Annotated in this window: 21 protein-coding genes, 1 tRNA gene, 1 other RNA gene and 2 pseudogenes; 7 read left to right on the top strand and 18 right to left on the bottom strand. The window is 31.9% G+C overall.

The window, feature by feature from the left end; genetic code table 11:
• The 4 genes and pseudogenes from Q0929_RS04845 to purF form a co-directional block, all read right to left on the bottom strand.
• Positions 1 to 275: pseudogene (locus Q0929_RS04845) on the bottom strand (hypothetical protein); the annotation flags it as partial.
• Between the two features lie 71 nt (positions 276 to 346).
• Complete coding sequence (locus Q0929_RS04850) at positions 347 to 853, bottom strand: Rpn family recombination-promoting nuclease/putative transposase (protein ID WP_299238490.1); 507 nt, start codon at positions 851 to 853, stop codon at positions 347 to 349.
• Between the two features lies 1 nt (position 854).
• Positions 855 to 1,403 carry a DJ-1 family glyoxalase III gene (locus Q0929_RS04855; RefSeq protein ID WP_299238492.1) on the bottom strand — a complete coding sequence of 183 codons (549 nt, stop codon included), beginning with the start codon at positions 1,401 to 1,403 and terminating at the stop codon, positions 855 to 857.
• A 15-nt stretch (positions 1,404 to 1,418) separates the two neighbouring features.
• Positions 1,419 to 2,819 carry an amidophosphoribosyltransferase gene (gene purF / locus Q0929_RS04860; RefSeq protein WP_299238494.1) on the bottom strand — a complete coding sequence of 467 codons (1,401 nt, stop codon included), beginning with the start codon at positions 2,817 to 2,819 and terminating at the stop codon, positions 1,419 to 1,421.
• A gap of 279 nt (positions 2,820 to 3,098) precedes the next feature.
• Here purF and hisD point away from each other — a divergent pair, with 279 nt between their 5' ends.
• The 3 genes from hisD to coaE are packed head-to-tail and all read left to right on the top strand — an operon-like array spanning position 3,099 to position 6,014.
• A complete protein-coding gene (hisD, locus tag Q0929_RS04865; protein WP_299238496.1) occupies positions 3,099 to 4,385 on the top strand; it encodes a histidinol dehydrogenase in 1,287 nt (428 codons plus the stop codon).
• Complete coding sequence (locus Q0929_RS04870; protein WP_299238499.1) at positions 4,375 to 5,421, top strand: mechanosensitive ion channel family protein; 1,047 nt, start codon at positions 4,375 to 4,377, stop codon at positions 5,419 to 5,421. The genes hisD and Q0929_RS04870 overlap by 11 nt, the downstream gene beginning before the upstream one ends.
• On the top strand, positions 5,418 to 6,014 hold the full coding sequence (gene coaE, locus Q0929_RS04875; protein ID WP_299238501.1) for a dephospho-CoA kinase: 597 nt from the start codon (positions 5,418 to 5,420) through the stop codon (positions 6,012 to 6,014). The genes Q0929_RS04870 and coaE overlap by 4 nt, the downstream gene beginning before the upstream one ends.
• A 224-nt stretch (positions 6,015 to 6,238) precedes the next feature.
• On the opposite strand, the gene Q0929_RS04880 is transcribed toward coaE, so the two are convergent.
• The 4 genes from Q0929_RS04880 to Q0929_RS04895 form a co-directional block, all read right to left on the bottom strand.
• Positions 6,239 to 6,934, bottom strand: coding sequence for a response regulator transcription factor (locus Q0929_RS04880; protein WP_299238503.1), 696 nt, complete (start codon positions 6,932 to 6,934; stop codon positions 6,239 to 6,241).
• A 2-nt stretch (positions 6,935 to 6,936) separates the two neighbouring features.
• Positions 6,937 to 7,362: a phosphate-starvation-inducible PsiE family protein gene (locus tag Q0929_RS04885; protein WP_299238505.1), complete on the bottom strand. Its 426-nt coding sequence runs from the start codon at positions 7,360 to 7,362 to the stop codon at positions 6,937 to 6,939.
• Between the two features lie 124 nt (positions 7,363 to 7,486).
• An RNA gene (gene ffs, locus Q0929_RS04890) (signal recognition particle sRNA small type) lies at positions 7,487 to 7,585 on the bottom strand.
• 23 nt (positions 7,586 to 7,608) lie between these two features.
• A tRNA-Ser gene (locus tag Q0929_RS04895) sits at positions 7,609 to 7,698 on the bottom strand.
• Positions 7,699 to 7,807: 109 nt separating this feature from the next.
• On the opposite strand from Q0929_RS04895, the pseudogene Q0929_RS04900 reads away from it, so the two are divergent.
• Positions 7,808 to 8,527: pseudogene (locus Q0929_RS04900) on the top strand (transposase).
• Between the two features lie 181 nt (positions 8,528 to 8,708).
• On the opposite strand, the gene Q0929_RS04905 reads toward Q0929_RS04900, so the two are convergent.
• The 7 genes from Q0929_RS04905 to dnaN all read right to left on the bottom strand — a co-directional run bounded on the left by Q0929_RS04905 (position 8,709) and on the right by dnaN (position 16,959).
• Positions 8,709 to 9,554: a cytochrome c biogenesis protein CcdA gene (locus tag Q0929_RS04905; RefSeq protein WP_299238507.1), complete on the bottom strand. Its 846-nt coding sequence runs from the start codon at positions 9,552 to 9,554 to the stop codon at positions 8,709 to 8,711.
• Positions 9,555 to 9,567: 13 nt separating this feature from the next.
• Positions 9,568 to 10,032, bottom strand: coding sequence for a TlpA disulfide reductase family protein (locus tag Q0929_RS04910; RefSeq protein ID WP_299238509.1), 465 nt, complete (start codon positions 10,030 to 10,032; stop codon positions 9,568 to 9,570).
• 373 nt (positions 10,033 to 10,405) lie between these two features.
• A complete protein-coding gene (gene murJ / locus Q0929_RS04915) occupies positions 10,406 to 11,917 on the bottom strand; it encodes a murein biosynthesis integral membrane protein MurJ (protein WP_299238511.1) in 1,512 nt (503 codons plus the stop codon).
• On the bottom strand, positions 11,914 to 12,393 hold the full coding sequence (locus Q0929_RS04920; RefSeq protein WP_299238513.1) for a hypothetical protein: 480 nt from the start codon (positions 12,391 to 12,393) through the stop codon (positions 11,914 to 11,916). Before Q0929_RS04920 ends, murJ begins: the two co-directional genes overlap by 4 nt.
• Before the next feature lie 242 nt (positions 12,394 to 12,635).
• The gene (locus Q0929_RS04925) at positions 12,636 to 13,400 is read right to left on the bottom strand and encodes a L,D-transpeptidase family protein (protein WP_299238515.1); all 765 of its coding nucleotides are present in this window, start codon (positions 13,398 to 13,400) and stop codon (positions 12,636 to 12,638) included.
• A 10-nt stretch (positions 13,401 to 13,410) separates the two neighbouring features.
• A complete protein-coding gene (gene gyrB, locus Q0929_RS04930; protein WP_299238517.1) occupies positions 13,411 to 15,849 on the bottom strand; it encodes a DNA topoisomerase (ATP-hydrolyzing) subunit B in 2,439 nt (812 codons plus the stop codon).
• A gap of 18 nt (positions 15,850 to 15,867) precedes the next feature.
• Positions 15,868 to 16,959 (bottom strand): DNA polymerase III subunit beta, encoded by a 1,092-nt coding sequence (gene dnaN, locus Q0929_RS04935; RefSeq protein WP_299238519.1) that lies wholly within the window; start codon positions 16,957 to 16,959, stop codon positions 15,868 to 15,870.
• Positions 16,960 to 17,275: 316 nt separating this feature from the next.
• Here dnaN and Q0929_RS04940 point away from each other — a divergent pair, with 316 nt between their 5' ends.
• The 3 genes from Q0929_RS04940 to Q0929_RS04950 are packed head-to-tail and all read left to right on the top strand — an operon-like array spanning position 17,276 to position 21,017.
• Positions 17,276 to 17,590, top strand: a complete 315-nt coding sequence (locus tag Q0929_RS04940; RefSeq protein ID WP_299238521.1) for an MTH1187 family thiamine-binding protein — start codon at positions 17,276 to 17,278, stop codon at positions 17,588 to 17,590.
• A complete protein-coding gene (locus Q0929_RS04945; RefSeq protein ID WP_299238523.1) occupies positions 17,587 to 20,262 on the top strand; it encodes an AAA family ATPase in 2,676 nt (891 codons plus the stop codon). The genes Q0929_RS04940 and Q0929_RS04945 overlap by 4 nt, the downstream gene beginning before the upstream one ends.
• The gene (locus Q0929_RS04950; protein WP_299238525.1) at positions 20,259 to 21,017 is read left to right on the top strand and encodes a spherulation-specific family 4 protein; all 759 of its coding nucleotides are present in this window, start codon (positions 20,259 to 20,261) and stop codon (positions 21,015 to 21,017) included. The genes Q0929_RS04945 and Q0929_RS04950 overlap by 4 nt, the downstream gene beginning before the upstream one ends.
• 109 nt (positions 21,018 to 21,126) lie before the next feature.
• Here Q0929_RS04950 and hisG read toward each other — a convergent pair whose 3' ends face one another.
• The 3 genes from hisG to minD are packed head-to-tail and all read right to left on the bottom strand — an operon-like array spanning position 21,127 to position 22,809.
• Positions 21,127 to 21,765 carry an ATP phosphoribosyltransferase gene (hisG, locus tag Q0929_RS04955; RefSeq protein WP_299238527.1) on the bottom strand — a complete coding sequence of 213 codons (639 nt, stop codon included), beginning with the start codon at positions 21,763 to 21,765 and terminating at the stop codon, positions 21,127 to 21,129.
• Complete coding sequence (minE, locus tag Q0929_RS04960) at positions 21,766 to 22,011, bottom strand: cell division topological specificity factor MinE (protein ID WP_299238529.1); 246 nt, start codon at positions 22,009 to 22,011, stop codon at positions 21,766 to 21,768.
• Between the two features lie 15 nt (positions 22,012 to 22,026).
• The gene (gene minD, locus Q0929_RS04965) at positions 22,027 to 22,809 is read right to left on the bottom strand and encodes a septum site-determining protein MinD (protein WP_299238531.1); all 783 of its coding nucleotides are present in this window, start codon (positions 22,807 to 22,809) and stop codon (positions 22,027 to 22,029) included.
• Between the last annotated feature and the right edge of the window lie 4 nt (positions 22,810 to 22,813).

The following is a 22,813-nucleotide window of genomic DNA, read 5'->3' on the forward strand; positions in this document are numbered from 1 at the left end:
TCTTTAATTCCCTCTTTAATTCCCTCTTTAATTCCCTCTTTAATTCCCTCTTTAATTTCTTCCATTTTACCTTCCATTTTCCATTTTCCTGTTAAGGTCATCATTTCTTTTTCACCTCCAAAAACCTCTTTTAGCATCTGTTCTATCTTTTCTGTATCTTCTTTTACTGCTACTATGTAATCAAGAATAAAATATATACATTCTGAATCCTTATATAAAGCCAATCTTTTAAAAATTATATCCAAATTTTCTTCGTTTTCAAAAATATATTTCATGGTCAAGAGGCTTAAAACAGTACAATAGTCTTCATAAGATATTAACTTTCCGTCATCAATTTTGCTTAAATCTAATAGTCTTCATAAGATATTAACTTTCCGTCATCAATTTTGCTTAAATCTATAAGTGTATAGTTGAGGTTTGACGTAAGCTCTTCTAATGTTCTATCTAAATTTTCTGGCAGTTTTGTTGGAATGTTCCAGTTTTCTTTTCCATGATATAAAACAATGTTGATGATAGGTGGATATTTTTTATTTTCTTTCAAAGATTCTTCCCATAAAACAGCTTCATAGTATTTTAACTGTATTGGTAAGTTTGGGTCTACGTACGATTTATGTTCAAAAACCAATCTTAAAAAAGCATCATTGTTTTTAATCTTAAAAGAATAAAGTAAGTCAAGCATAAATTTTTTCTTTTTCTTTGAAAGCTTTTCAGTATTGACAAGTTTCAAGCTATCTATTTCAATCTTTTTAGATAATTTTGGTAGAAAAATATCAATAAGGGTTTTTACACTTTTTGGATTCGAAAAGACAATCTTAAAAAACCAATCATGTGGCTGTAAATCTTCTTTTTTCATACTAACAGTTAAATAACATTGCCTGTTTTAACTGGTCTGCCTTTTCTTTGCCTGCTAATTTTTCTACTATTTTTAAAGCAAAACATGCAGCTGTTCCTGGTCCCCTTGATGTCAATACATTTGAATCTTCAACGACTATATCTTCTAAGTAATCAACATTTCCAAGTTTTTCTTTGTAAGTTGGATAGGATGTAGCTTTTTTTCCTTCAAGAACTCCTGCATTTGCAAGGACGTACGGAGCTGCACAAATTGCACCTGTAAGCTTTCCTTTGTTGTAGAAATCTTGTATTAACTTTTTAACTCTCTCGTCTGCATTAAGGTTATCTGTTCCTGGCTGACCGCCGGGTAAGACAATCATGTCAAAATCTTCAGCTTTTATAGTATCTATGGTAGTATCCGGTAAAACTTTTACACCCCTTGCGCTTATAATTGGTCCTTCGTGAAGTCCTGCTATTATAGTTTCTATTCCAGCTCTTCTTAAAATGTCTATAATGCTCATTGCCTCTATTTCTTCAAAACCGTCTGCTAAAGGTACTACTACTCTTGCCATGATCTACCCTCCTGTTTAAGATATTCCTACTTCTGTAAAAATTTCATCTAACACTGGATAAATTCCTGTAAAGCATGCTGTACAGTAACTTTTAGATTTTGCAGCTTCTATCATTCCTTCTAACGAAAGATAATAAAGACTATCTGCACCTATGAATTTTCTTATTTCTTCAACAGTCATCTGGGATGCTAAGAGTTCTTCTTTTGTCGGTGTGTCTATTCCGTAATAACAAGGACTAATTACAGGCGGTGAGCTTATAAGCATGTGAACTTCCTTAGCACCGGCTTTTCTAAGCATGTTTACTATTTTTTTGCTTGTCGTCCCTCTAACGATTGAGTCATCAACAACGATAACTCTCTTTCCTTCTATTGCTTCTCTAACTGGATTTAGTTTTAATCTTACTGATAGATCTCTGATTTCTTGAAGTGGCTGTATAAAAGTTCTACCAACATAATGATTTCTTATAAGACCAATTTCAAAAGGAATTTTACTTTCTTCACTGTATCCCATTGCTGCAAGTAATCCAGAATCTAAAACAGGAATTACACAATCTGCATCTATTGGATATTCTCTTGCAAGCCTTCTTCCCATTTCTTTTCTGATTTCATACACCCAATCTTTAAAAATTTTGCTATCCGGTCTTGCAAAGTAAACAAACTCAAAGATACATTTTTTTGGATTTTCTGTATGCTCAAACGGATAGTATGACCTTATTCCAGCATCGTCTATGACGAGTACCTCACCCGGATTTATATCTCTTAAATATTCAGCATCTACAATATCAAATGCACAACTTTCTGATGCGACAAAATAACTTCCAAATCTATTTTTTCCGAGAGCTAACGGTCTAAATCCGTATGGGTCCCTTATGGCTATAAGCTGTTTTTCTCTCAAAATTAGCAGAGAATATGCACCTTTTACCTTTCTCATTGCTTCAAAAACATGTGGCAGAAAATCTTCATCATTTTTATGAAGGTTTATATGTGGTGGAGCGGGTTGTTTAGACCTTGCTATAAGATGTATAAATACTTCTGTATCTGATGTAGACCTAAAAATTGCACCTTCCATTTCAAGCTCATGTCTTAATCTCATTGCATTGACAAGATTTCCATTGTGGGCGATTGCAAAACTTCCACCGTAAAAGTGAGCAAAGAAAGGTTGAATATTTTTTGGATTAGAACCGCCAGCTGTTGAATACCTTACATGACCTATTGCCAAATCTCCTTTTAATTCTTTAAGGTCTTCTTCCTTTATTGCTACATTGACAAGACCTTGCCCAAGTTTTAGATTTATATCATAACCATCAGAAACAGCTATCCCGGCAGATTCCTGTCCTCTGTGTTGCAATGCATGCAATCCTAAGTATGTAAGCTCAGCAGCAGATTTATTATTATAAACTCCAAAAATACCACACATATTAAACCACCTCTTTAAAAAATATACCTCATTTTAAATTATACAATAAAAGAGAATGAACTACAAATAAGAGTGTTACAAAATTCTTGTAATTTTACCTTTCCGTGTCATCCCGGAGGCCGTAAGGCCGAAGGATCTCATTTTTAAATTCTATAAAAACCGGTAATTTCTCACCCAAGGTTTTTTAAATTTATAAAAACTGTTAATTTCTTACCCCAAGGTATTTACCATCTATTGTTGATATAATATTTTTTATTACATCTGCACAAGGAGAAATTGATGAAAATCGTTGATTTGAGAGGAAGATACTTTAAAGAGGATGAAAGTCTTGAATTTTTAATAAAAAGAGGAGATATAGAGACAGAAAAATACGAACCTATTGTAAAAACTATCATAAAAGAAGTAAAAGAAAGGGGAGATGAGGCTCTTGTAGAATTTACAGAAAAGTTTGATAAAGTTAAGTTAAATCCGGAAGACCTTGTAATTCCATTTGAAGAGCTTGAAAAAGCATATAACGAGATAGAAGATGATGTTAGGTGGGCTTACGAAGTAGCTTATGAGAGAATTTATGAATTTCATGAACATCAAAAAGAAAAATCTTTCTTTAAAGAAGAAGAGGGAATGATCCTTGGTCAGAAAATAACACCTTTGGAAGTAGTTGGACTATACGTTCCAGGTGGCAAGGCGGCTTATCCTTCAAGTGTAATCATGAATGCAGCTCCTGCAAGGGTAGCCGGCGTTAAAGAGATTGTTATGTGTTCTCCAAATCCGAACAAATACACATTAGCAGCTGCTTTTGTATGTGGTATAGATACTGTTTATAGAATTGGTGGCGCTCAAGCAGTTGCTGCAATGGCTTATGGAACAGAAACAGTTAGAAAAGTTGATAAAATTGTAGGTCCGGGCAATATATACGTTGCTTTAGCCAAAAAGAATTTATATGGAATAGTTGACATAGACATGATAGCAGGACCTTCAGAAATTCTTGTGATAGCAGATGAATCTGCAAATTACAAATGGGTTGCAGCAGATTTACTATCTCAAGCAGAACACGACGAGCTGGCAGCATCCATACTTGTTACAACGTCAGAAGACCTTGCAAAAAAAGTAAAAGAGTATTTATATACAGAACTTTTAAAAGATTTTCCAAGAAAAGAAATAGCAGAAAAATCTTTGAATGTTTATGGACATGCTTTTATCGTAGACGATTTAGATACTGCGTGTGAAGTTTCAAACTATATTGCTCCTGAACACTTAGAAATCATAACAAAAAATCCGTTTGATTTACTTAACAAAATATATCATGCCGGGGCAATATTCCTTGGAGAGTATGCAACAGAACCACTTGGAGACTACATCCTTGGACCAAATCACGTATTGCCTACTTCAAGAGCGGCGAGATTTTCATCTCCCCTTGGAGTTTATGACTTTATAAAAAGAAGCTCTGTAATTTACGTATCAAAAGAAGGCTTTGACAGAGTAGCAAAACATGCTATTAATATGGCTAAGTCCGAGGGTCTTGAAGCTCACAAATTAAGCGTTGAGATAAGAAAAAATGATAAATGATTTATTGAAGAATTATGAAGACCTGATATTATTCGTTGGCTCTTTTGTTGTTTTATACATTTTAAGGCTTACAGCTTTAAGATTTTTAAAGACATTTAGAAAGAGGTTTAAAGGTCTATCGCATGATATTTTAAATACTATCTATAAAAGCATAAAAATTCCATCTTTAATTTGGGTAATTTTACTTTCTGCACATGCAACGGTCTATCTCTCAAAATTACCCCAAAATCATATAAACCTGATAACAAAAGTAATAGACGTCTTATTGATATTCTCAATTACAATACTGATTGCAAATCTTTCCACAAGAATCGTTAAACTTTACTTACAAAATAAAAATCTTCCAGAGACAGGACTGATATTTATCTTACTTCAAGTTTTTATATATTTGATTGGAATATTAATAATGCTGTCTTATCTTGATATCTCTATAATGCCAATCATTACAACGCTTGGAATAGGTGGTCTTGCAATAGGTTTAGCTTTAAAAGATACACTATCAAATATTTTTTCAGGTCTTTATATACTACTTGAGAAAAATATAAAGGTTGGTGATTTCATAGAGCTTGAAAATGGTAAAAAAGGTTATGTTACGAATATTAACTGGCGTACTACAACAATAAAAACTTTATCTAACGATGTTGTAATCCTTCCTAACGAAAAACTTGCTCAAAGCATCGTTGTTAATTTTGCAAAGCCTGTAGAGCTAACAAGAGTAGCCATAGAGATTCCTATTAGCTATGATACAGATATAGACAAGTTTGAAAAAATAGTAATGGAAGAAGTGTATAACTTAGCAAAAGAAAATGATAAACTGCTACTTGACCCTGCTCCAGTACTTAGATTTATTCCCGGCTTTGGAGACAGCTCTTTAAACTTTACGCTTTATTTCTCTGCAGCAAATTATGAAAATGGTTTTTTAGTTCAAAGCGAGCTTAGAAAGAGAATATTAAAAAGATTAAAAAAGGAAGGTATAGAAATTCCATATCCACAATTAGACGTGCATATTAAAGACATAAAAAAGGATTCTCTATGAAAGTAATAGGTCTTACAGGTGGAATAGCAACAGGTAAATCAGCTGTAGAAAAAATTTTAGAAAATCTTGGTGCAAAGGTAATAGATGCAGACAAGGTTGTTCATAAACTACTAAGTGATGAGAATGTTAAAAACCAGATAAGACAATATTTCCCTGATGTTTTTGATAATGAAGGAAACATAGACAGAAAAAAGTTGGCAGGTATTGTGTTTAACGATTATGAAAAAAAGAGAATTCTTGAAAATATACTACATCCAAAAGTTAATCAAGAGATTGACAAGTGGATAGAAATTAATAAAAAAGAAAATTCAGATAAAGTTTTATTCGTATCTGTACCGCTTATGATAGAAACAGGAAGCTATAAAAAATATGATAAGATTGTTTTAGTCTACGCACCAAGAGAACTTCAAATAAAAAGATTGATAGAAAATAAAGGCTATTCTTACGAAGAAGCTTTAGCAAGAATCAACGCACAGATGGATATAGAAGAAAAAAGAAAATATGCAGACTACATAATAGAAAATACCGGCACTATTCAAGAGCTTGAAGAAAAAGTAAAACAGCTGTATGAGATTTTATTAAAAGACTGTTGATTTTGGATGATAGTTTATACGTAGGTTTAGAAATGCAACAAAAGTAAGAGATTCTTCGCTTTGCTCAAAATGATAAATAAGTTTACCCTTTCTCTGATGCCTATCATTCAACCTTTCCCTGTCATCTGTTATGCCGCGCTGATTATCCAACTGAGGGTATAAAGTTTAACAAAAAACTTCTGACCACTTTGAAAAGAAATCTTTAACTCCGCAAATGTAAAGGATTACGGGGTAGGCTCACATTCCCACTTATATCCTACTCCCCTTATTGTTTTAATACAGTGTCCATATTCTTTTAATAGCTCTCTTAATTTTTTTATATGAACGTCAATTGTTCTATCATAAACATCTTTATCCCAAGCCCAAACATGCTCTATTATGTAATCTCTTGATAATACTTTACCTTGAGAGTTTACAAGTGCTAAGAGAAGCTTAAACTGAGTAGTTGTCAAATGAACCGGCTGACCTTTTATCGTTACTTCAAATTTTTCTGGACTTATTTTTAAATCTCCAAACTTATACTCTGGTTTTGCGGTAGGAAAATGAAGAGATTTAGAACGTCTCAAAAGTGCCTTTACTCTCGCAAGAAGCTCTCTGAATGAAAACGGTTTTGTCACATAATCATCTGCACCAAGCTCAAGACCAACAATTTTATCTATCTCAGTACTTTTTGCCGTTAGCATTATTAACGGAATATGCTCTAATTCTTTATCAGACCTAACAAGCTTACAAAACTCAAGACCATCAACTTCCGGCATCATTAAATCTAAAACAACGATATCCGGTTTTTCTTGCTTGATATGTTCAAAAGCAACTTTACCGTTTGGAAACGACCTTACATCAAAGCCTTCTTTTTTAAAGTTGTAAGTCAAAAGCTCATTGATATCTTCATCATCTTCAATAACATAAATCAATGCCATCTTTACGCCCCTGCTTTGTTATAGTTATTTGGAGAAAATTTTATCGTTATTGCTCTTGCAATTATCATTATAAAAATTATTCCTGTTATCATGATAGCAAAGCTTTCGGAAATTGTATGTTGGTATAAGCCAAGCACAAGCTCTCTTAAAAGAATTATGATTGATACGTCTAAAACAACAGAAATTCTTATTCTCTTGTAGTAAATATAGTCATTGATGCTTTTTATAATCTCAATCAGAATAAACATAGATAATGCATTGTTTATTAGATGTTTTATGATTTCATTGATGTTAGGATAAGAGCTATAGATATCGTAGAAGATTTTTATAAGGTTTAAAAATAATCCTACTGAAAGTATAAGCTCTAATACGAATAAGCTAAAAAGTATACTATTATCTAAAAGCCTGAACTTTAATATGTTTTCCATAGATTATATTTTATGAAATTTTTGTTTAAAATTTATTAAGATTTAGTTAAGATTTGTTAATAATGTGACTTGAGAATTAGAGGATGTTTTTCGCTTACTTGCCTAATCAATCAATTAGTTTTATATAAACCGGGATACCGCTCCGGCATAGAAGGATCGGCTTATCCTTGCTTCCTTCCGGACCTGGGGAGGTTCACCGTCTTCTATCCGGAGGGTCCCGGATTGTAATTCTGTCTTAAACTCTAACGGATGGGGCGGGATTCGAACCCGCGGTACGGGGATTGCCCGTACACAGCATTTCCAGTGCTGCTCCTTCGGCCACTCGGACACCCATCCAGTAATCTAATATTATATCATAATATCGCCAAAGGAGGGATAGAGACTGTTCCAAAATTATTTTCTCAGTTAAAATTAAATACACAAAATCAAAAAATGGAATGTTTGCATGAGAAAAACAGGAATATCCTTTAAACAAATCTATAAGCTTACAAAAAGATTTTTTAAAAAAGATTGAATATAAGGAAAAGAAAAATAGTCAAAGAGATAGACCAAGAAAATACAAAGATGAATTTATAATAGCTATATTTCTATATCAAACACTAAAACAATATTCTTATAGAGAAGTTCTTCAAGAACTTAAATATCTTGGCTTTAAAACTCCTTCTCTAAATGACTATCATTAGAGGATTAAACAGATTAATGAAAACACTTTAAAATTATTACTGGAAAAAACAGGGCAGCACTACATAGCAGATGCTACAGGTTTTGCCTATGGAGATATTTATAACCTTAAATGGAGAAGAGGAATAGAGGTAAAGCATTAATTTTAGGATGTGAAACAGGCAAAGCTTATGCAAGTGAAATAAAGATGTTAAATCAGATATTAAACAAAGTAGATTTTATCAAAGGACTACCTTTTATAGCTGATAAGGGTTATGATTCAATAAGCATAATACAAAAAATCTTAGACATTGGACTTATTCCTGCTATAAAGATAAAGCAAACTCTTAGAATAAAAATAAAGCATCCATTGAGACAGTTATCAAAGAATATAGCTAAGAAGTTAGCTATTGCTTGGGCTATTCTTTGGAATTTCTACATGATTTTAATTTGTGTATTTTTGTTTATTCTATCAATCTTGATTTTAAAAAAGAAGTTTTTTTGATTTTTAGAACACCTTTAATAAAAGTATAGATTCTTCGCTTCGCTCAGAATGACATCTTAGAGATCAAGATTCTTCGCCGGCTGCAGAATGACGATGTGGATTTTTGCAAGCAGTCTCAGTTAATTGAAAAGTGCTGCAAATTTTCATAGTCTTTTTACCTTATCCTGCCATCCAATGGCTTTTATCCCAGCATAGAAGAAATTTTTTCAAAATTACCCGTCATTAAAAGAATACCTATTAAAATAAGTAAAATTCCACCTATAAACTCAATTACTGCAAAATATTTTCTAACTACATTAAAGAATTTAAAAAATACATTTATCGCAGCTGCTGTTAGAATAAATGGAATTCCAAGACCCATAGAGAATGCAAACAATAAAATTGTTCCTTGTGCTACTGTTTCTTGTTGAGAAGCTACCAATAAAATTGCTCCAAGAATTGGACCTATGCAAGGCGTCCAACCAAGAGCAAAAGCAATACCTACCAAGAAGGCTCCAATTGGTCCCGGTGGTTTTTTCTTTACTTCTGTAGTTTTTTGCTCATAAAGTATTTTATAAATACCGGTAAAATAAAACAACGCAAGTGCTACACCTACCAAGAAAACATAAAACCCGGTTCCAAAAATCTCTTTTGATGTGTAATAATCATATCCGTAGAACAATAACGTTAAACCTAAAATAAGTCCAACAATCTGCTTTGCCTTTTCAGATTGTAAGATGCCTGTAAAATGAATGCCAAGCAAAATTACAACTATTGCAGCTATCTTAGATATAATTGCTTTATACTCTTGCAAAAACTGACCTACAAATGTAGAAGCAGCACCAAGAGATGTAAAGACTATAGAAAAACCAATTACAAAAGCTACAGCAGAAATTATTACATTCCAATCAAATGTTTTTTCCTGCTGACCTGAGGCAGTAATTCCTGAGATATAAGCAATATAGCCCGGAATGATTGGCAAAACGCAAGGAGATAAAAATGCTAATATACCCCCTAAAAATGCTGCTAAAACGGTAATATTTTCCATCACTAACTCCTATTTAAGATTTTAAAGCTTTTTCTAATGCTTCTTTGAACTTATTAATATCCTGTGGACCGATAAAGATTTTTACGATCTTGTTATCTTTTCCGATTATATAAGTTATTGGAGTTCCTATTATTCTGTATTTTTCCATCACTTCATAGTTGCCAATTAAAACAGGAAAAGAAAAGCCCCATTCTTTTTTTACTTGCTTGATTTTACTCACATTGTCAGTATCTATGACGATAGCATAAAATTTTACTTTGTCTTTATAGATTGGATAAAGCTTTGATTGAAGTTCCGGCAGTTCCTTTTTGCAAGAATGACAAGTAGTAGCCCAAAAAGTTATTAACACTACATCATTTTTTAAATCTGATAATTTAACTATTTTCCCATCCTCATCTTTAAGCTGAAAATCCGGTGCCTTTAACTCAGCATAAGATAGGTTAAATAAAACAAATAGAAGTAAAATAATTTTTTTCATCGATTTCCTCCTTACTGTGCAACAATTCAATAAAGTTTGAGATTCTTCGATTTACTCAAAACGCTTATAATTAAACCTTTATCTGTCATTCTGAGGACTTTAGTCCAAAGAATCTCATTTTTAAACCAATTTTTCATCCAACATATATTATACAAAATATATAATTCATTGTATACCTTGGGTGAGAAATTACCTCCATAGTAAGAGTGTTCCAAAAAACCAAATTGTCATTCTGAGCGAAGCGAAGAATCTCCTATTTTTCTTTTCAAGTCAAAAAATCGAAAAAGAGATCCTTTGGTCTTCGATCTCAGGATAGCAAGGAAGGATAAATTTACAAAAATTTTGGGACACCCTCATGTCAGGTTTGACAAATTTAAGCTTTCAGCTTTCTCCTAACGATATTAACAAACAAAATCGTTGTATCCTCTTTCAACAAATAATTAACAAACAAGTATGCAACGCCACTTATTAAAATTCCAACAAATACAACTATAAACTTATTAAAAACAAATAGTTTTAAAGCCTCTATAAAGAGAATCATAACAAAGCCGGCAATGGATACTTTTATAAATGTCTTAAAAATTTCTTTTAAATCTATCTTCATTTTAAAATGCTTGTAAAGATAGATTGTGTTTATATATCCTCCGAGAGATGATGCAAATGCAAGACCAAAAACACCAAAATTTAAGATAAACGTCAAAACAACAGCAGAAATAATACTTGCTATAATCCCAATCATGGTTGAGTAAAGGGGTGTTTTAGTGTCTCCCATTGCAAAAAAGGCACTTTTGAAAGGTCTTGTTAAAGAATATCCAAGAAGTCCAAGACCATAACCAATCAAAGCATAGTATGTTAGCTGAGCATCTTTTTCGTTAAAAGCACCTCTTACTAATAAAACATCAATAATTTCTTTGCCAAGAAAAATCATCCCAATGGTTGCTGGCATTGAGATAAAGATAGAAAATTTCAAACTCAATGTGAGGTCTTTTCTAAAAGTTTCAAAATCTTTATTTGCATAATTTTTTGAGAGAGACACTAAGAGAGCATTACCAAGTCCAATTATAAAAACACCCAGCGGAAGCTGAAATATTCTATTCCCATAATACAGATAAGTAACTGCTCCGGCTATTAAAAAAGATGCTAAAACCGTATCTATTACAAAGGCAAACTGGCTTACTCCAAAAGACAAAAACGCCGGTCCAAGTTTTTTTAGTGTTGTTTTAATTTCAGGGTGGATTGTAAAAGTTGGTTTTACGATTAATCCTTCCTTGATTGCAAGCGGAAATTGTATTATTAGCTGTAAAAATCCACCAAGTAAAGCTCCAACCGCCAATGAGTATATTCCCATTGAATATGACAAAATTACTGAGGTAATCACAAAGGCAAGATTTAGCAGTGCTGGTGCTACTGCCGGAATAAAAAATCTATCCTTAGTGTTTAATAAAGCCATATAGAACGATGTCCAACCTATCAAAATTAGATAAGGAAAAATCCATCTTACAAGCTCAACAGTAAGGTCAAAATTCCCTTTGTTGGCAAATCCGGGAGCTATGATTTTTACAAAGTAAGGAGCAAAAATTATGACTAATAAAGTCAGTACTATCAAAACTATCGTGTAATATGTAAATAATGATGATGCATACCATTTTGCATTTTCGGGAGATTTTGAGTACTCTTGAGTATAGATTGGAATAAATGCAGCGTTGAAGCTTCCTTCAGCTACAAGCTGTCTGAGGGTGTTTGGAAGCCTCCAAGCAACATAGAAAGCATCTGTAGCCGGATTTGCTCCAAAGTAGTAAGCTACAACCGCATCCCTTAAATATCCTAAAACTCTACTGATTAGTGTGGCTATAGAAAATATAAAAGTGTTTTTTAGAAATTTCATTTAAGTTTTATAGTAAAATCCGCCTTTAGAAAGTTTACTTTTCCTGATTTATCAAAAATTGTTAATCTTACAAAATAATCTCCCGACGAAACTTCTTTTCCTTCTATATCTTTTTGATCCCAGCACCATTTTTTAACTTCCTTTGGTTTTAAAGGTGTTATAACTTGGGCTGATACAGGAGAGTAAATAGCAACTTCCGGCTTTTCTTTATTAAAAATTGCATAAGGTGCTGAAGATGGAAGTATGTACTCTGCTTGAGATTGATTTTCTAATGTAAAACAAACTTGCTCTGCTTTTGAGTAAACCTGTTTATCTGTTTTAAATATCAATCCGGGTATATTTACTGTTTCCTTTACTTCAACATTTTGATTTTTGGAAGGTTTGACTTCTATACTTTGTTTTTTTTCAGACATGGCAAACCCTATATTTATGAAAATAGTTAAAAATAAAACGTAAATTAAAGTTTTTTTTCCCATTTACAACTCCTTTTATAAATTTTATAAAATTTTATAAACAAACTTTTACACGTCAGGCAAAAAATTAAACAAAATTATGGGATTCTTCGCTTCGCTCAGAATGACACCATTCGTAAGTTCCTCGTCATCCTGAGGCCGAAGGCCGAAGGATCTCCTTATCTAAATTTTATAAAAATCCCAAATTTTTCATCTAAAGCATAATATTTTATAAATTATACTTTTCGCCTCTCACTCTTCATTTCTCACTCAAATATGATAACCTTTGTGTTTAAATCTACTAAATCATACAACCTTTCTATATCTTCATTTCTCAGTACGATACATCCGTAAGAGATTTTCATACCTACACCTTTTTCACTTCTTTTACTTGTTCCATGAATCATGTAGGAGCTGTCGTTTAATCTTAAAGCTCTGGTACCAAGACCATTTTCCGGACTTCCAAAAGGTACAACCGGTGGCAATTTTGGATTATTAGCCTTTACACTTGGTGGGACTATCCAGTCAGGATTGATTTTTTTCTCTGTTATAGCAAACTCACCTGTTGGAGTTGGATATTCTTCGTCTCCTGTGCCAACAGGAAAGGTTATTACATAATCACCGTCTTCCAATTTTACTGGATAATACAATCTTTTATCTTTTAAAGACACGTAAACAGTATTATAGTTAAAATTTTCCGGAAGTTTTTTCTTTAAAGGAATCGTGATAACCGTTCCTTTTTCAACTTTGAAAGGATTGACAGATTTATTAGCTTCTTTTAATTCATAATAGCTAACTTTTAATTTATAAGCCAAATCAACAAAATTGGTATCCTCTTCTACTTTGTATATATAATTTTCCCCAAACTCTCCATTTTCTTTAAGCTTGAAAACCTCTTGGTTAAGTAGATAGTAATGGTCTTTTATTTTTATTACTTTAAAATCCCAGCCATAATATTTAGGCTCTTGTGAAAAACTTTTATCAAAAAAGAAAATTCCAAGCAACAAGACTATTAAAAACTTTAATCTCAACTATAACCTCTTAGATATCTAAGTTTCTAACTTCTTTTGCATATTTCATGATAAACTCTTTTCTTGGTTCTACCTTTTCACCCATTAATATTGAGAATATTTCATCTGCTAACGCTGCATCTTCTATGCTTACTTGTAATAATCTTCTTGTTTTTGGGTTCATGGTTGTTTCCCAAAGCTGCTCCGGGTTCATTTCTCCTAATCCTTTGTATCTTTGAATCTCGCAGCCAGTCATGCCAGCTTCATAAATAACATCATAGAGTTTGTCTAAATCTTCTACCGTTATTGATTTATCTTTGTAGTTAACAACGATCGGTAGCGTGCCGAGCTTTTCTAATAAAATTCTTTCTACTTCTTTAACTCGTACGTAAGCATAAGAAGATAAAAACTCTACATCTATTTTGTTGACAGTTTTTGAAAATCTTTCTTTTCTTTCAACAAAAATATCGTAGTCTGCCTCTTCCGGGTCGTACTTATAATATACTTCGTATTCTTTTAGAACTTCCTTGAGTTTTTCTACAATTTCTTTTACCTTTTCTTCTAACCTTAAATCTTCTTCTGTTAAACTAAGCTTCAGTATCTCGTCTATTACTTTTTTATCTTTTCTTTTATAGATGCTTTGTTTTAAATCTTTGTATTCTCTGCTTAATTTTGCTATTTCTTTTACTTCAAGCTTGTTTAAATTTTTACCCTCTATACTAACTTCGTCAGATGCATACTCAATAACGATTTTTGCTAATTCTTCATCATCTTTAACATATATTTCAGACCTGCCTTTTTTGAGTTTGTAAAGTGGTGGTTGTGCTATATATAAGTGTCCGTTTTCAATAATTTGTGGGAAGTATCTATAAAATAACGTAAGTAAAAGAGTTGTAATATGAGAACCATCTACATCAGCATCCGCCATAAGGATTATTTTATGATATCTTAACTTAGATAAATCAAATCCTTCTTCTGTTTTATTCTCTTCATCTTCTGATTTAATCGGTAGTCCTATTCCAGTTCCTATTGCGTTTACGATTGCCCTTATTTCTTCGTTTGATAAGATTTTATCTATCCTTGCCTTTTCTACGTTTAGTATTTTACCTTTAAGTGGCAAGATTGCCTGAGTTCTTCTGTCTCTTCCTTGCTTTGCAGAACCGCCAGCTGATTCCCCCTCTACTATGAAAAGCTCACAAATCTCCGGATTATCCTCAGAACAGTCAGCAAGCTTTCCCGGCAATGAGCTATCTTCCAAGAATGATTTTCTTCTTGAAATTTCCTTAGCCTTTCTTGCAGCCTCTCTTGCAATTGCTGCCTCAATAGCCTTTTCTGCTATTTTTAAAGCTATATCTTTATTTTTATCGAAGAAATCTATTAGATAATCACCTACTACCGATTCAACGATTCTTTTAACATCTTGGTTTCCAAGCTTTGTTTTAGTTTGTCCTTCAAACTGCGGCTCCGGAACTTTTACTGATATTACAGCCGTTAAACCTTCCCTTAAATCATCTCCACTTACACCACTTTTTAACTCTTTTGGAAGCTTCATTCCGGCTAAGGTTTTGTTCATAGATTTTGTCAGCGCAGCTCTAAAGCCCGATACATGGGTACCACCTTCTACTGTTTTAATGTTGTTTACAAAGCTTTCTAAGGTTTCATTGTAGCTTGTGTTATATTGAAATGCTACCTCTACTAAAACTCCGTCTTTTTCTCCTTTTATGTAAATAACATCCGGAAATAATGGGTCTTTGGCTTGGTTTAAAACTCTTACAAAGTCTATAATACCATTCTCATAATAAAACTCTTCTTTTATATCCTTTCTTTCATCAATTACTGTAAATTTTACTCCTGGATTTAAGAATGCTAATTCTCTAATTCTTTTTGCTATTGTGTCATATTTAAAGGTTGTTGTCTCAAAAATACTGTCATCCGGTTTAAATGTTACTTTTGTTCCTCTTTTTGTTGTTGTTCCAACTTCTTTTAATGGATGAACTGGTTTTCCGTATGAATATTCTTGTCTATAAATCTTTCCATTTCTGTATACTTCAACAACAAGCCATTTAGATAAGGCGTTTACTACCGACGCACCAACACCATGAAGACCACCGGAGTATTGATACGCTTTTTTAGAAAATTTACCACCTGCTCCAAGAATAGTAAATACCATTTCAACAGCCGGAATTTTAAACTCCGGATGAATATCTACCGGAATACCTCTACCATCATCTTCAACAGTTACAGAACCATCTTGATGGATTATTACAGTTATATTTTTCGCATAGCCTGCCATTGCTTCGTCAACAGCGTTATCTACTATTTCCCAAACTAAATGATGCAGACCTCTCTCGCCAATATCTCCAATATACATAGCAGGCCTTGCTCTAACGTGGTCAAGACCGGTCACAGCCTGAATAGCTTCAGCTGAGTATTCTGTATCGTTTTGTATATTATCTTTTCTTTTTTCCAATTCTTAATAACCTCCAAGTTAAATCGTCATTGGCATTACTACCGCTAAATATCTTTCTTCCGGATTTTCCGGAACAATTACAGTCTGAGAGTCTTTATTTATGAATTTTATGACTATATTCTCATTCTCTATCTCATCTATAGCATCAAGAATGTATTTTCCATTAAAGCCAATCTCAAACTCTTCACCATTATAACTTACTTCTATCTCATCCTCTGCGTATGTATCGCTTGTTGATGGTGTAGATATAATTAGTTTGTTATTAACCAATTTTAACTTTATTGGCTTATTATCATTATCCTCTGCAATAATAACTCTCTTTATAGACTCTATCAACTCTGACTTAGACAGCGTTATTTCAATGTTAAAGCTGTCTGGAATAACCTGTTTATAGTCTGGGAATATACCCTCAAGCAATCTTGCAGATAAAATATAGTTTGAACCTTTAAAAAATATACTACTTCCAGAGACTGCTACTTCTACATCTTCAACATCACTTACAAGTTTTTTAATCTCATTTAACGCTTTTTGTGGAACAATATACTTACCTTCAAGTCCTTTCCCGGTGATTTGTGTAGAGTATAAAGCAAGCCTGTGTCCATCTGTTGCTACAAACTCTAATTTATCATCGATAAATGAAAAACAAACGCCATTTAAAGCAAATCTACTTTCATCCTTTGAAACGGCATAAATTGTCCTGGATACTCCTTCTAAAAGCTCTTTACCGCTTATTAATACCGTTAAATCAGACGGATAACTTTCTGGTAGTGGAAAATCTTCAGAGTCAAAAGTCGGTAGGCTGTATTTTGTTTTTCCTGACGTAATTTTTAAAGTTTCTCCATCTGTATAAAGCAAAGCTTCATTTTGTGCCAAGACTTTTGAAATGTCTATCATCTTTTTTGAGTTTACACAAATAGAGCCTTCTTCTTCAACATCTGCAGGTATAGTGTATGAAGTATACACTTCCAAGTCTGTTCCGTAAACTGTTAGTTTTCCATCTTCAGCTTTTAGTAAGAAATTTGTCAAAATAGGAAGTGCTGCCTTTTTTTCTGATATGACTTTCTTAAACGCTTCCTGCAAGTCTTTTTTGTAGGCTTTTAATTTCATCATGAAACCTCTGAAAAAATAATTTAATATATTTATTTTACCATTTTTAAGGCGTTGAAATATGATAGCAACAGGGATAGGTTTGACTGAGATCTGTTTTAAAAATTTTGATAAAATGCAATCTTGACTATCATTTCTAAACCTGATGGAAAGTCTTTGTTTTTTTTAACTTTCACTTACCTTCTTTAAAAGAGAAAGCTTTTCAACTTCTTGGCCCTGGAAATAAACAAAAGTAAACTTGTTTTACACGTCACATTTCTTAATTTAGCTTAAAAGTTGTTATAATAATTATAGAAATCTCAATTTAGAGGAAAAAGTCATGTCGTTTTTAGTAGAGTTTTCAATGTTTCCAACAGATAAAGGAGAAAGTGTAAGTCCTTATGTTAGCAGAATAATTAAAATGATAGATGAATCAGGTATACCTTACAGACTTACTCCAATGGGAACAGTTTTTGAGACCAACACTATGGAAGAAGCCCTTGAAATTATACATAAAGCATACAAACAGCTTGAACCGGATTGTAATAGAGTTTACACTGTTATCAAAATGGATATTAGAAAGAATGCACAAAATAGGATAGAAGGAAAAATTAAATCAGTGGAAGAAAAACTCGGCAAAGAAGTTAAGAAATGATACTAAGAAAAATTGTTCTAAAAAACTTTTTAATACATGAAGATACTCAGTTAGAGTTTTCTCCAAATGGTATAACTGCAATTATTGGTGAAAATGGGTCAGGGAAAAGTTCAATCATTGAAGCTATTCAATTTGCGTTTTTTGGAGATTCAGATAAAGGAAATCTTAAAGACTTAGTTAAATGGGGAAGAAGACAGGCGAAAGTAGAGCTTGAATTTGAAACAAAAGATGGACTTTATAAAGTAATAAAAGAAATAAATAAAACAGGAAAAAATGTAAATACAAATTCAGAAATTTATATATATGAAAATGGCAGATTTAGACCGTATTATCAAAAAGAGGTAAATAAAGTTCTTCCAAAAATAACAAGACTGACTAAAAAAACATTCTTTACATCGGTCTTAATAAAACAAGGTGAAATAGAAGGGATTCTTAGAGAAAAGCCAGCAGAAAGAAAGAAAATCATAGAAGACCTTTTAAACATAAATCTTTACAGAAAAATTCAAGATCAGTTTAAAGAAAATCAAAAAAGAGTAAAAACAAGGTTAGAATACTTACAAGAAGATATTCAAAAAATTGATAAAAATCAGATTCAGCATTATCTTGAAGAACTAAACAATCAATTTGAGATTTTATTAAAAAATTACGAAGACCTAAACCAGAAGCTAAATAATATCAAGCAAAAGTTAAAAGAAATAGAAGACCAAGAAAAACAAGCTTCATACTTACAATCAGAAATTGGAAGGTTAGAAGAAAGTATAAGAAACATAAAAGCAAATATTGAAAATTATGAAAATCAACTTAAAGAGATTGAAAGTTTAAAGGCTAAGTTTTCAGAATTAGAAAGTAAATTTAATCAACTTGAAAATCTTGAAAAGATAAATCAGCTTCTTAGCCAAATAGAAAAGTTAATCATTACAAAAGAAAGCAAAGAAGAATCAATTAAACAGCTTGAAGAAGATTTAAAATTTTTAGAAAGCTTTAAAGACAAGGCTAAAGAGTTTGAAGAAAAACAAAGCTCTTTAAAACAGATTGAATCAAAATTAACTGAATTAAACCAAATTAAAGGTGAAATCTCGCAGTTAAGCAAACAAATTGAGAAAATAAATTTAGATATTCAAAAAAAGAAACAAGAATATATGGCAATTGTAGATAATCTAACTAAGATACATCAAAAATTCCAGACTTTAAGATTAAATCCTTTGATGATAAAAGAGTATAAAGAAACTAACAAATTAAAACTTCAGCAGTTAGAAAAAAAGATAAAAGAGTTGGAAGATAAATTAAGCCAAGTTAGAACTGAAGGTAAGGCTTTAAGAGAAAGTTTAGAAAGCATCCAAAAGCTGGAAGGAAAATGTCCAACCTGTCTAAGACCAATTGAAGAACATCAGAAAGAAGATTTAATTAAAGAACTTGAGCAAGTCCTTGAAATAAAAAGAAAAGAGTATAAAGAGTTGGACGAAAAACTAAAATCTTTAAAAGAAGAAAAGGAAGAACAAGATAGAATAAAAGAGTTATTAACCGAATTAGAACCAATTTATAAATCAATAAAAGAAAGAGAAGACGAATTAAAACAAGCAAAAGAAAAACTTAACATTTTTACTCATAAGCTGAAGAATGAAGAAAATTTAAGGAAACAAAAAGAGGAAATCGACCAGTTTATAAAAGAGCATCAAAAAGATTATGGAGTTTTCAAAAATCTACAATCAAAAAATATTCAAAAAGAGTATGAAAATCTAAACAAAGAAATTAAAGAATTGACAGAAAAGATAAACAACTTATTAAATCAAATAGATTTTTCTACATCATCAAAAGAAGAGATTGAAATTAAGCTAAGGGAAACAAAAGAGAAAATTGAAGAATTAAAGCCGTATAGAGAAGAGTATCTAAAAGCAAAGCAAAAAATTGAAGAAGAAAGTACAATCAAAGAAAATATAAAAAAACTTGAAACAGAGCTTGAAAATAAAAATAAAAAACTCTCAGAACTAAGAGAAAAGTTAGATAAAACAGAGTTAGACAAGCTATTAAAAGAAAAAGAGCTTCTTAAAGAAAAAGAAGATAATTATCAAAAAGAGCTTTTGGAACTATCCGGAAAAATAGGCAGCCTGAAGAATGAAATTAATAATTATGAAAAATCTCTCGAAGAGCTAAAAAATAAAGAGCAAGAAATAGAAGCTTTAAAAATAAAGATAGAGAAATACAGTAAAGCTATAGAATCTGTAGATTATGTATGTAAAGTTCTTGAAGAAAAGGCGTTATACTTACTACCTAAGTATACAGAAGAGCTTTTTGAAAAGTTTGGGTTTACTCAATTTTCAAGACTAAGATTTACTGAAAAATATGATATTATCTTTGATGCTTTAGAGGTTGGAGCAAGTAATATAGAGGTTTCCAGCGAAGCTTTAAGCGGTGGGCAAAGAATAGCACTTGCAATAGCGTTAAGATTGGCAATAGCAAGACTTTTTAATGAAAAGACAGACTTTTTAATCTTGGATGAGCCGACCATTCATTTGGACCAAGAAAGAAAGAGAGAGCTTATAGATTTACTTGGAGATTTTAAAGAAAAAAATTTTTTAAAACAGCTAATAGTTATAACTCATGATGAAGAAGTAGAAGATAGAGCTGATTTAATATATAAAGTTAATAAGGGTAGAGTAGAAGTAATAGAATGAAAAAGATTTCTTTAATAACATTTTTTATTTTTTTGGTAGCCTGTGGCGGCTCTTCTTCTAATTCAAACAATCCGGCAAACAGTAATCCAAATAACTTTACATCCTATATAATTCCTTTATACTCCTATCCGGTTGGGCAATATCAACCAGAATGGGAAAAATTATATAATTTAAGTACATCTAAAATTGTCTATGTAATAACTAATCCAGATAATGGTCCTGGCAATACAACAGATGTTAACTATTTAAATACAATCAATAAATTAAAAACGAAAGGTTTCTATGTAATTGGATATGTTTATACAAATTATGGGAACAGAAATTTAGAAGACGTAAAAAACGATATAAACGAATGGCTATCATTGTATGGAGCTGACAAAATAGATGGATTTTTTATTGATGAAGTTTCTGAAGACATTCAAAAGTATAATTACTACAGAGATATCTATACTTTTGCAAATTCAAAAAGGAAGCTTGTAATACTAAATCCTGGTACTAACGTAGACATAAAGTTTTTTAACATAAGCGATAAAATAGTAGTTTTTGAAAGTAACGAAACGGATTTTGAAGCTTTTCAGTATAATAACTACAGCTCTATAAATTCTGATAGAGTTTGTAGCATAGTTTATAACACTCCTGCTGACAAAGTGCATTTTGTAAAAGACAAAGTGCTTAAAAATAATAGTAGTTGTGGATATATACACGATAAAAGTGGAAATGGTACATATTTTTATTTAAGCCCTTATCTTAATTAAGAGCTGTACTTTAGCTAAAAAAGATTTCTTTTTCTACTTTCGTTAAATTTTTACCCAACTTAAAAAATTTTGCAGTACTCTAAGTAAACGATAAAGTGATTTTATTTCTTTATGTCTTGCTTTCTAAATATTCTTCTATTTTTTCAATGATTGGGAAAATTTTTTCTGATTTCAATTTATAGCTTATTCTATTTACGATGAGCTTTGCTGTCGATGGTCTTATTGGTTCAATTACAACCAGCCCGTTTTCTCTAAGAGTTGTGCCTGTTTCTACAATATCGACGATAAACCTTGCAAGTCCTACCAATGGAGCAAGCTCAACAGAGCCATAAAGCTCATAAATCTTAACATTTATACCTTTTTGAGAAAAATATTCCTGGGTTATTTTTGGATATTTGGTAGCAACTGAAATATTTGATGGATTTGAAAAATAAAATTCTTTATCTTCTGGCTTGCCTGCAACGACAATGTTACAGTATCCAACCTTTAAATCAACCGGTTTATAAACATTAGAATTTGATTCTAACAAAACATCATCTCCAGCTACGCCTATATCTGCAATTCCAGATTCTACATAAACTGGAACGTCTTTAGACCTTACTATCAAAAACCTAAAATCCTTAGATTCTAAAATAAGCTTTCTTGTATTTTGATCTATGTCTTCGCTAAGAATTCCGGATTTTTGGAAAATTTCTATAGATTGAGAGAAAAGCCTTCCTTTTGGTAAAGCAAACGTTATTTTTTCCATCTATTTACCATTAGCAAATGGAATGCTTATCCAAAGTTCATCTCTATCATCTTCAGATTTTATCTCAACTTCTATATTATCCGAATCAAATTGCGGATATTTTGAAAAAATTGCTATAAGGTCATTTTTTAATATGTCAGCAAAATTTGACGGCAGTCCCTTTCTTTCATATGATAAAACCATCATAAGTCTTTCTTTGGCTATATTTGCTGATGATTGTTTTTCAAAAAGATTAAAAATTGACATTTTTTCCTCCTAATTCTATTTTCCAAAAAGCTTAGCAAAAAATCCTTTCTTCTCTTCAAGCTCTGTAAACGGAACTTCCTCACCTTCTAATCTTCTTGCTATGTTTATGATTGCTTTTGCTGCAGGAAATTCTTCATGTAAAACAATCGGCTCTCCTCTATTGGTAAAATCTACTAATTTTTCTTCATCCGGCACGATACCGATTTTTGGTATTTGTAAGATTTCTTCTATATCTTCAACTGACAACATCTCGCCTTTCTTAACTTGATACAATCTAATTCTGTTTATAACCAATTTTATATTTTCTTTCTCCATAGACTCAAGCAATCCGATTATTCTGTCAGCATCTCTTACAGATGATACTTCCGGATTTACTACTACAATAGCTTCTTCAGCAGGAGCAACAGCGGTTTTAAATCCACCTTCAATTCCGGCCGGAGAGTCTATGAATATATAATCAAAATTATGTTTGACCTTCTCTACAATATCTACCATTTGATTGGGTTTTACAGCATCTTTATCTTTTGTCTGTGATGCCGGCAGTAGATACACAGATAGCCCTCTTTTATCTTTTACAAAAGCTTTTTCCGGCGGAACCCTTCCTTCAACAACGTCAACAATATCATAGATTATTCTATTTTCAAGACCAAGAATCATGTCTAAATTTCTAAGACCTATGTCTGCATCTATTGCTAAAACTTTTTTTCCCATCATTGCTAAAGCAGTGGATATATTGGCTGTGAGGGTGGTCTTCCCTACTCCACCTTTTCCAGATGTTATAACTATGACTCTTGCCATTTTT

Origin of the sequence: Sulfurihydrogenibium sp., assembly GCF_028276765.1 — a bacterium.
Classification (GTDB): Bacteria; Aquificota; Aquificia; order Aquificales; family Hydrogenothermaceae; genus Sulfurihydrogenibium.

Coding starts and splice junctions, on each gene's coding strand:
- Q0929_RS04850 (WP_299238490.1), bottom strand. CDS start 853: ATGAAAAAAGAAGATTTACAGCCACATGATTGGTTTTTTAAGATTGTC.
- Q0929_RS04855 (WP_299238492.1), bottom strand. CDS start 1,403: ATGGCAAGAGTAGTAGTACCTTTAGCAGACGGTTTTGAAGAAATAGAG.
- purF (WP_299238494.1), bottom strand. CDS start 2,819: ATGTGTGGTATTTTTGGAGTTTATAATAATAAATCTGCTGCTGAGCTT.
- hisD (WP_299238496.1), top strand. CDS start 3,099: ATGAAAATCGTTGATTTGAGAGGAAGATACTTTAAAGAGGATGAAAGT.
- Q0929_RS04870 (WP_299238499.1), top strand. CDS start 4,375: ATGATAAATGATTTATTGAAGAATTATGAAGACCTGATATTATTCGTT.
- coaE (WP_299238501.1), top strand. CDS start 5,418: ATGAAAGTAATAGGTCTTACAGGTGGAATAGCAACAGGTAAATCAGCT.
- Q0929_RS04880 (WP_299238503.1), bottom strand. CDS start 6,934: ATGGCATTGATTTATGTTATTGAAGATGATGAAGATATCAATGAGCTT.
- Q0929_RS04885 (WP_299238505.1), bottom strand. CDS start 7,362: ATGGAAAACATATTAAAGTTCAGGCTTTTAGATAATAGTATACTTTTT.
- Q0929_RS04905 (WP_299238507.1), bottom strand. CDS start 9,554: ATGGAAAATATTACCGTTTTAGCAGCATTTTTAGGGGGTATATTAGCA.
- Q0929_RS04910 (WP_299238509.1), bottom strand. CDS start 10,032: ATGAAAAAAATTATTTTACTTCTATTTGTTTTATTTAACCTATCTTAT.
- murJ (WP_299238511.1), bottom strand. CDS start 11,917: ATGAAATTTCTAAAAAACACTTTTATATTTTCTATAGCCACACTAATC.
- Q0929_RS04920 (WP_299238513.1), bottom strand. CDS start 12,393: ATGGGAAAAAAAACTTTAATTTACGTTTTATTTTTAACTATTTTCATA.
- dnaN (WP_299238519.1), bottom strand. CDS start 16,959: ATGATGAAATTAAAAGCCTACAAAAAAGACTTGCAGGAAGCGTTTAAG.
- Q0929_RS04940 (WP_299238521.1), top strand. CDS start 17,276: ATGTCGTTTTTAGTAGAGTTTTCAATGTTTCCAACAGATAAAGGAGAA.
- Q0929_RS04945 (WP_299238523.1), top strand. CDS start 17,587: ATGATACTAAGAAAAATTGTTCTAAAAAACTTTTTAATACATGAAGAT.
- Q0929_RS04950 (WP_299238525.1), top strand. CDS start 20,259: ATGAAAAAGATTTCTTTAATAACATTTTTTATTTTTTTGGTAGCCTGT.
- hisG (WP_299238527.1), bottom strand. CDS start 21,765: ATGGAAAAAATAACGTTTGCTTTACCAAAAGGAAGGCTTTTCTCTCAA.
- minE (WP_299238529.1), bottom strand. CDS start 22,011: ATGTCAATTTTTAATCTTTTTGAAAAACAATCATCAGCAAATATAGCC.
- minD (WP_299238531.1), bottom strand. CDS start 22,809: ATGGCAAGAGTCATAGTTATAACATCTGGAAAAGGTGGAGTAGGGAAG.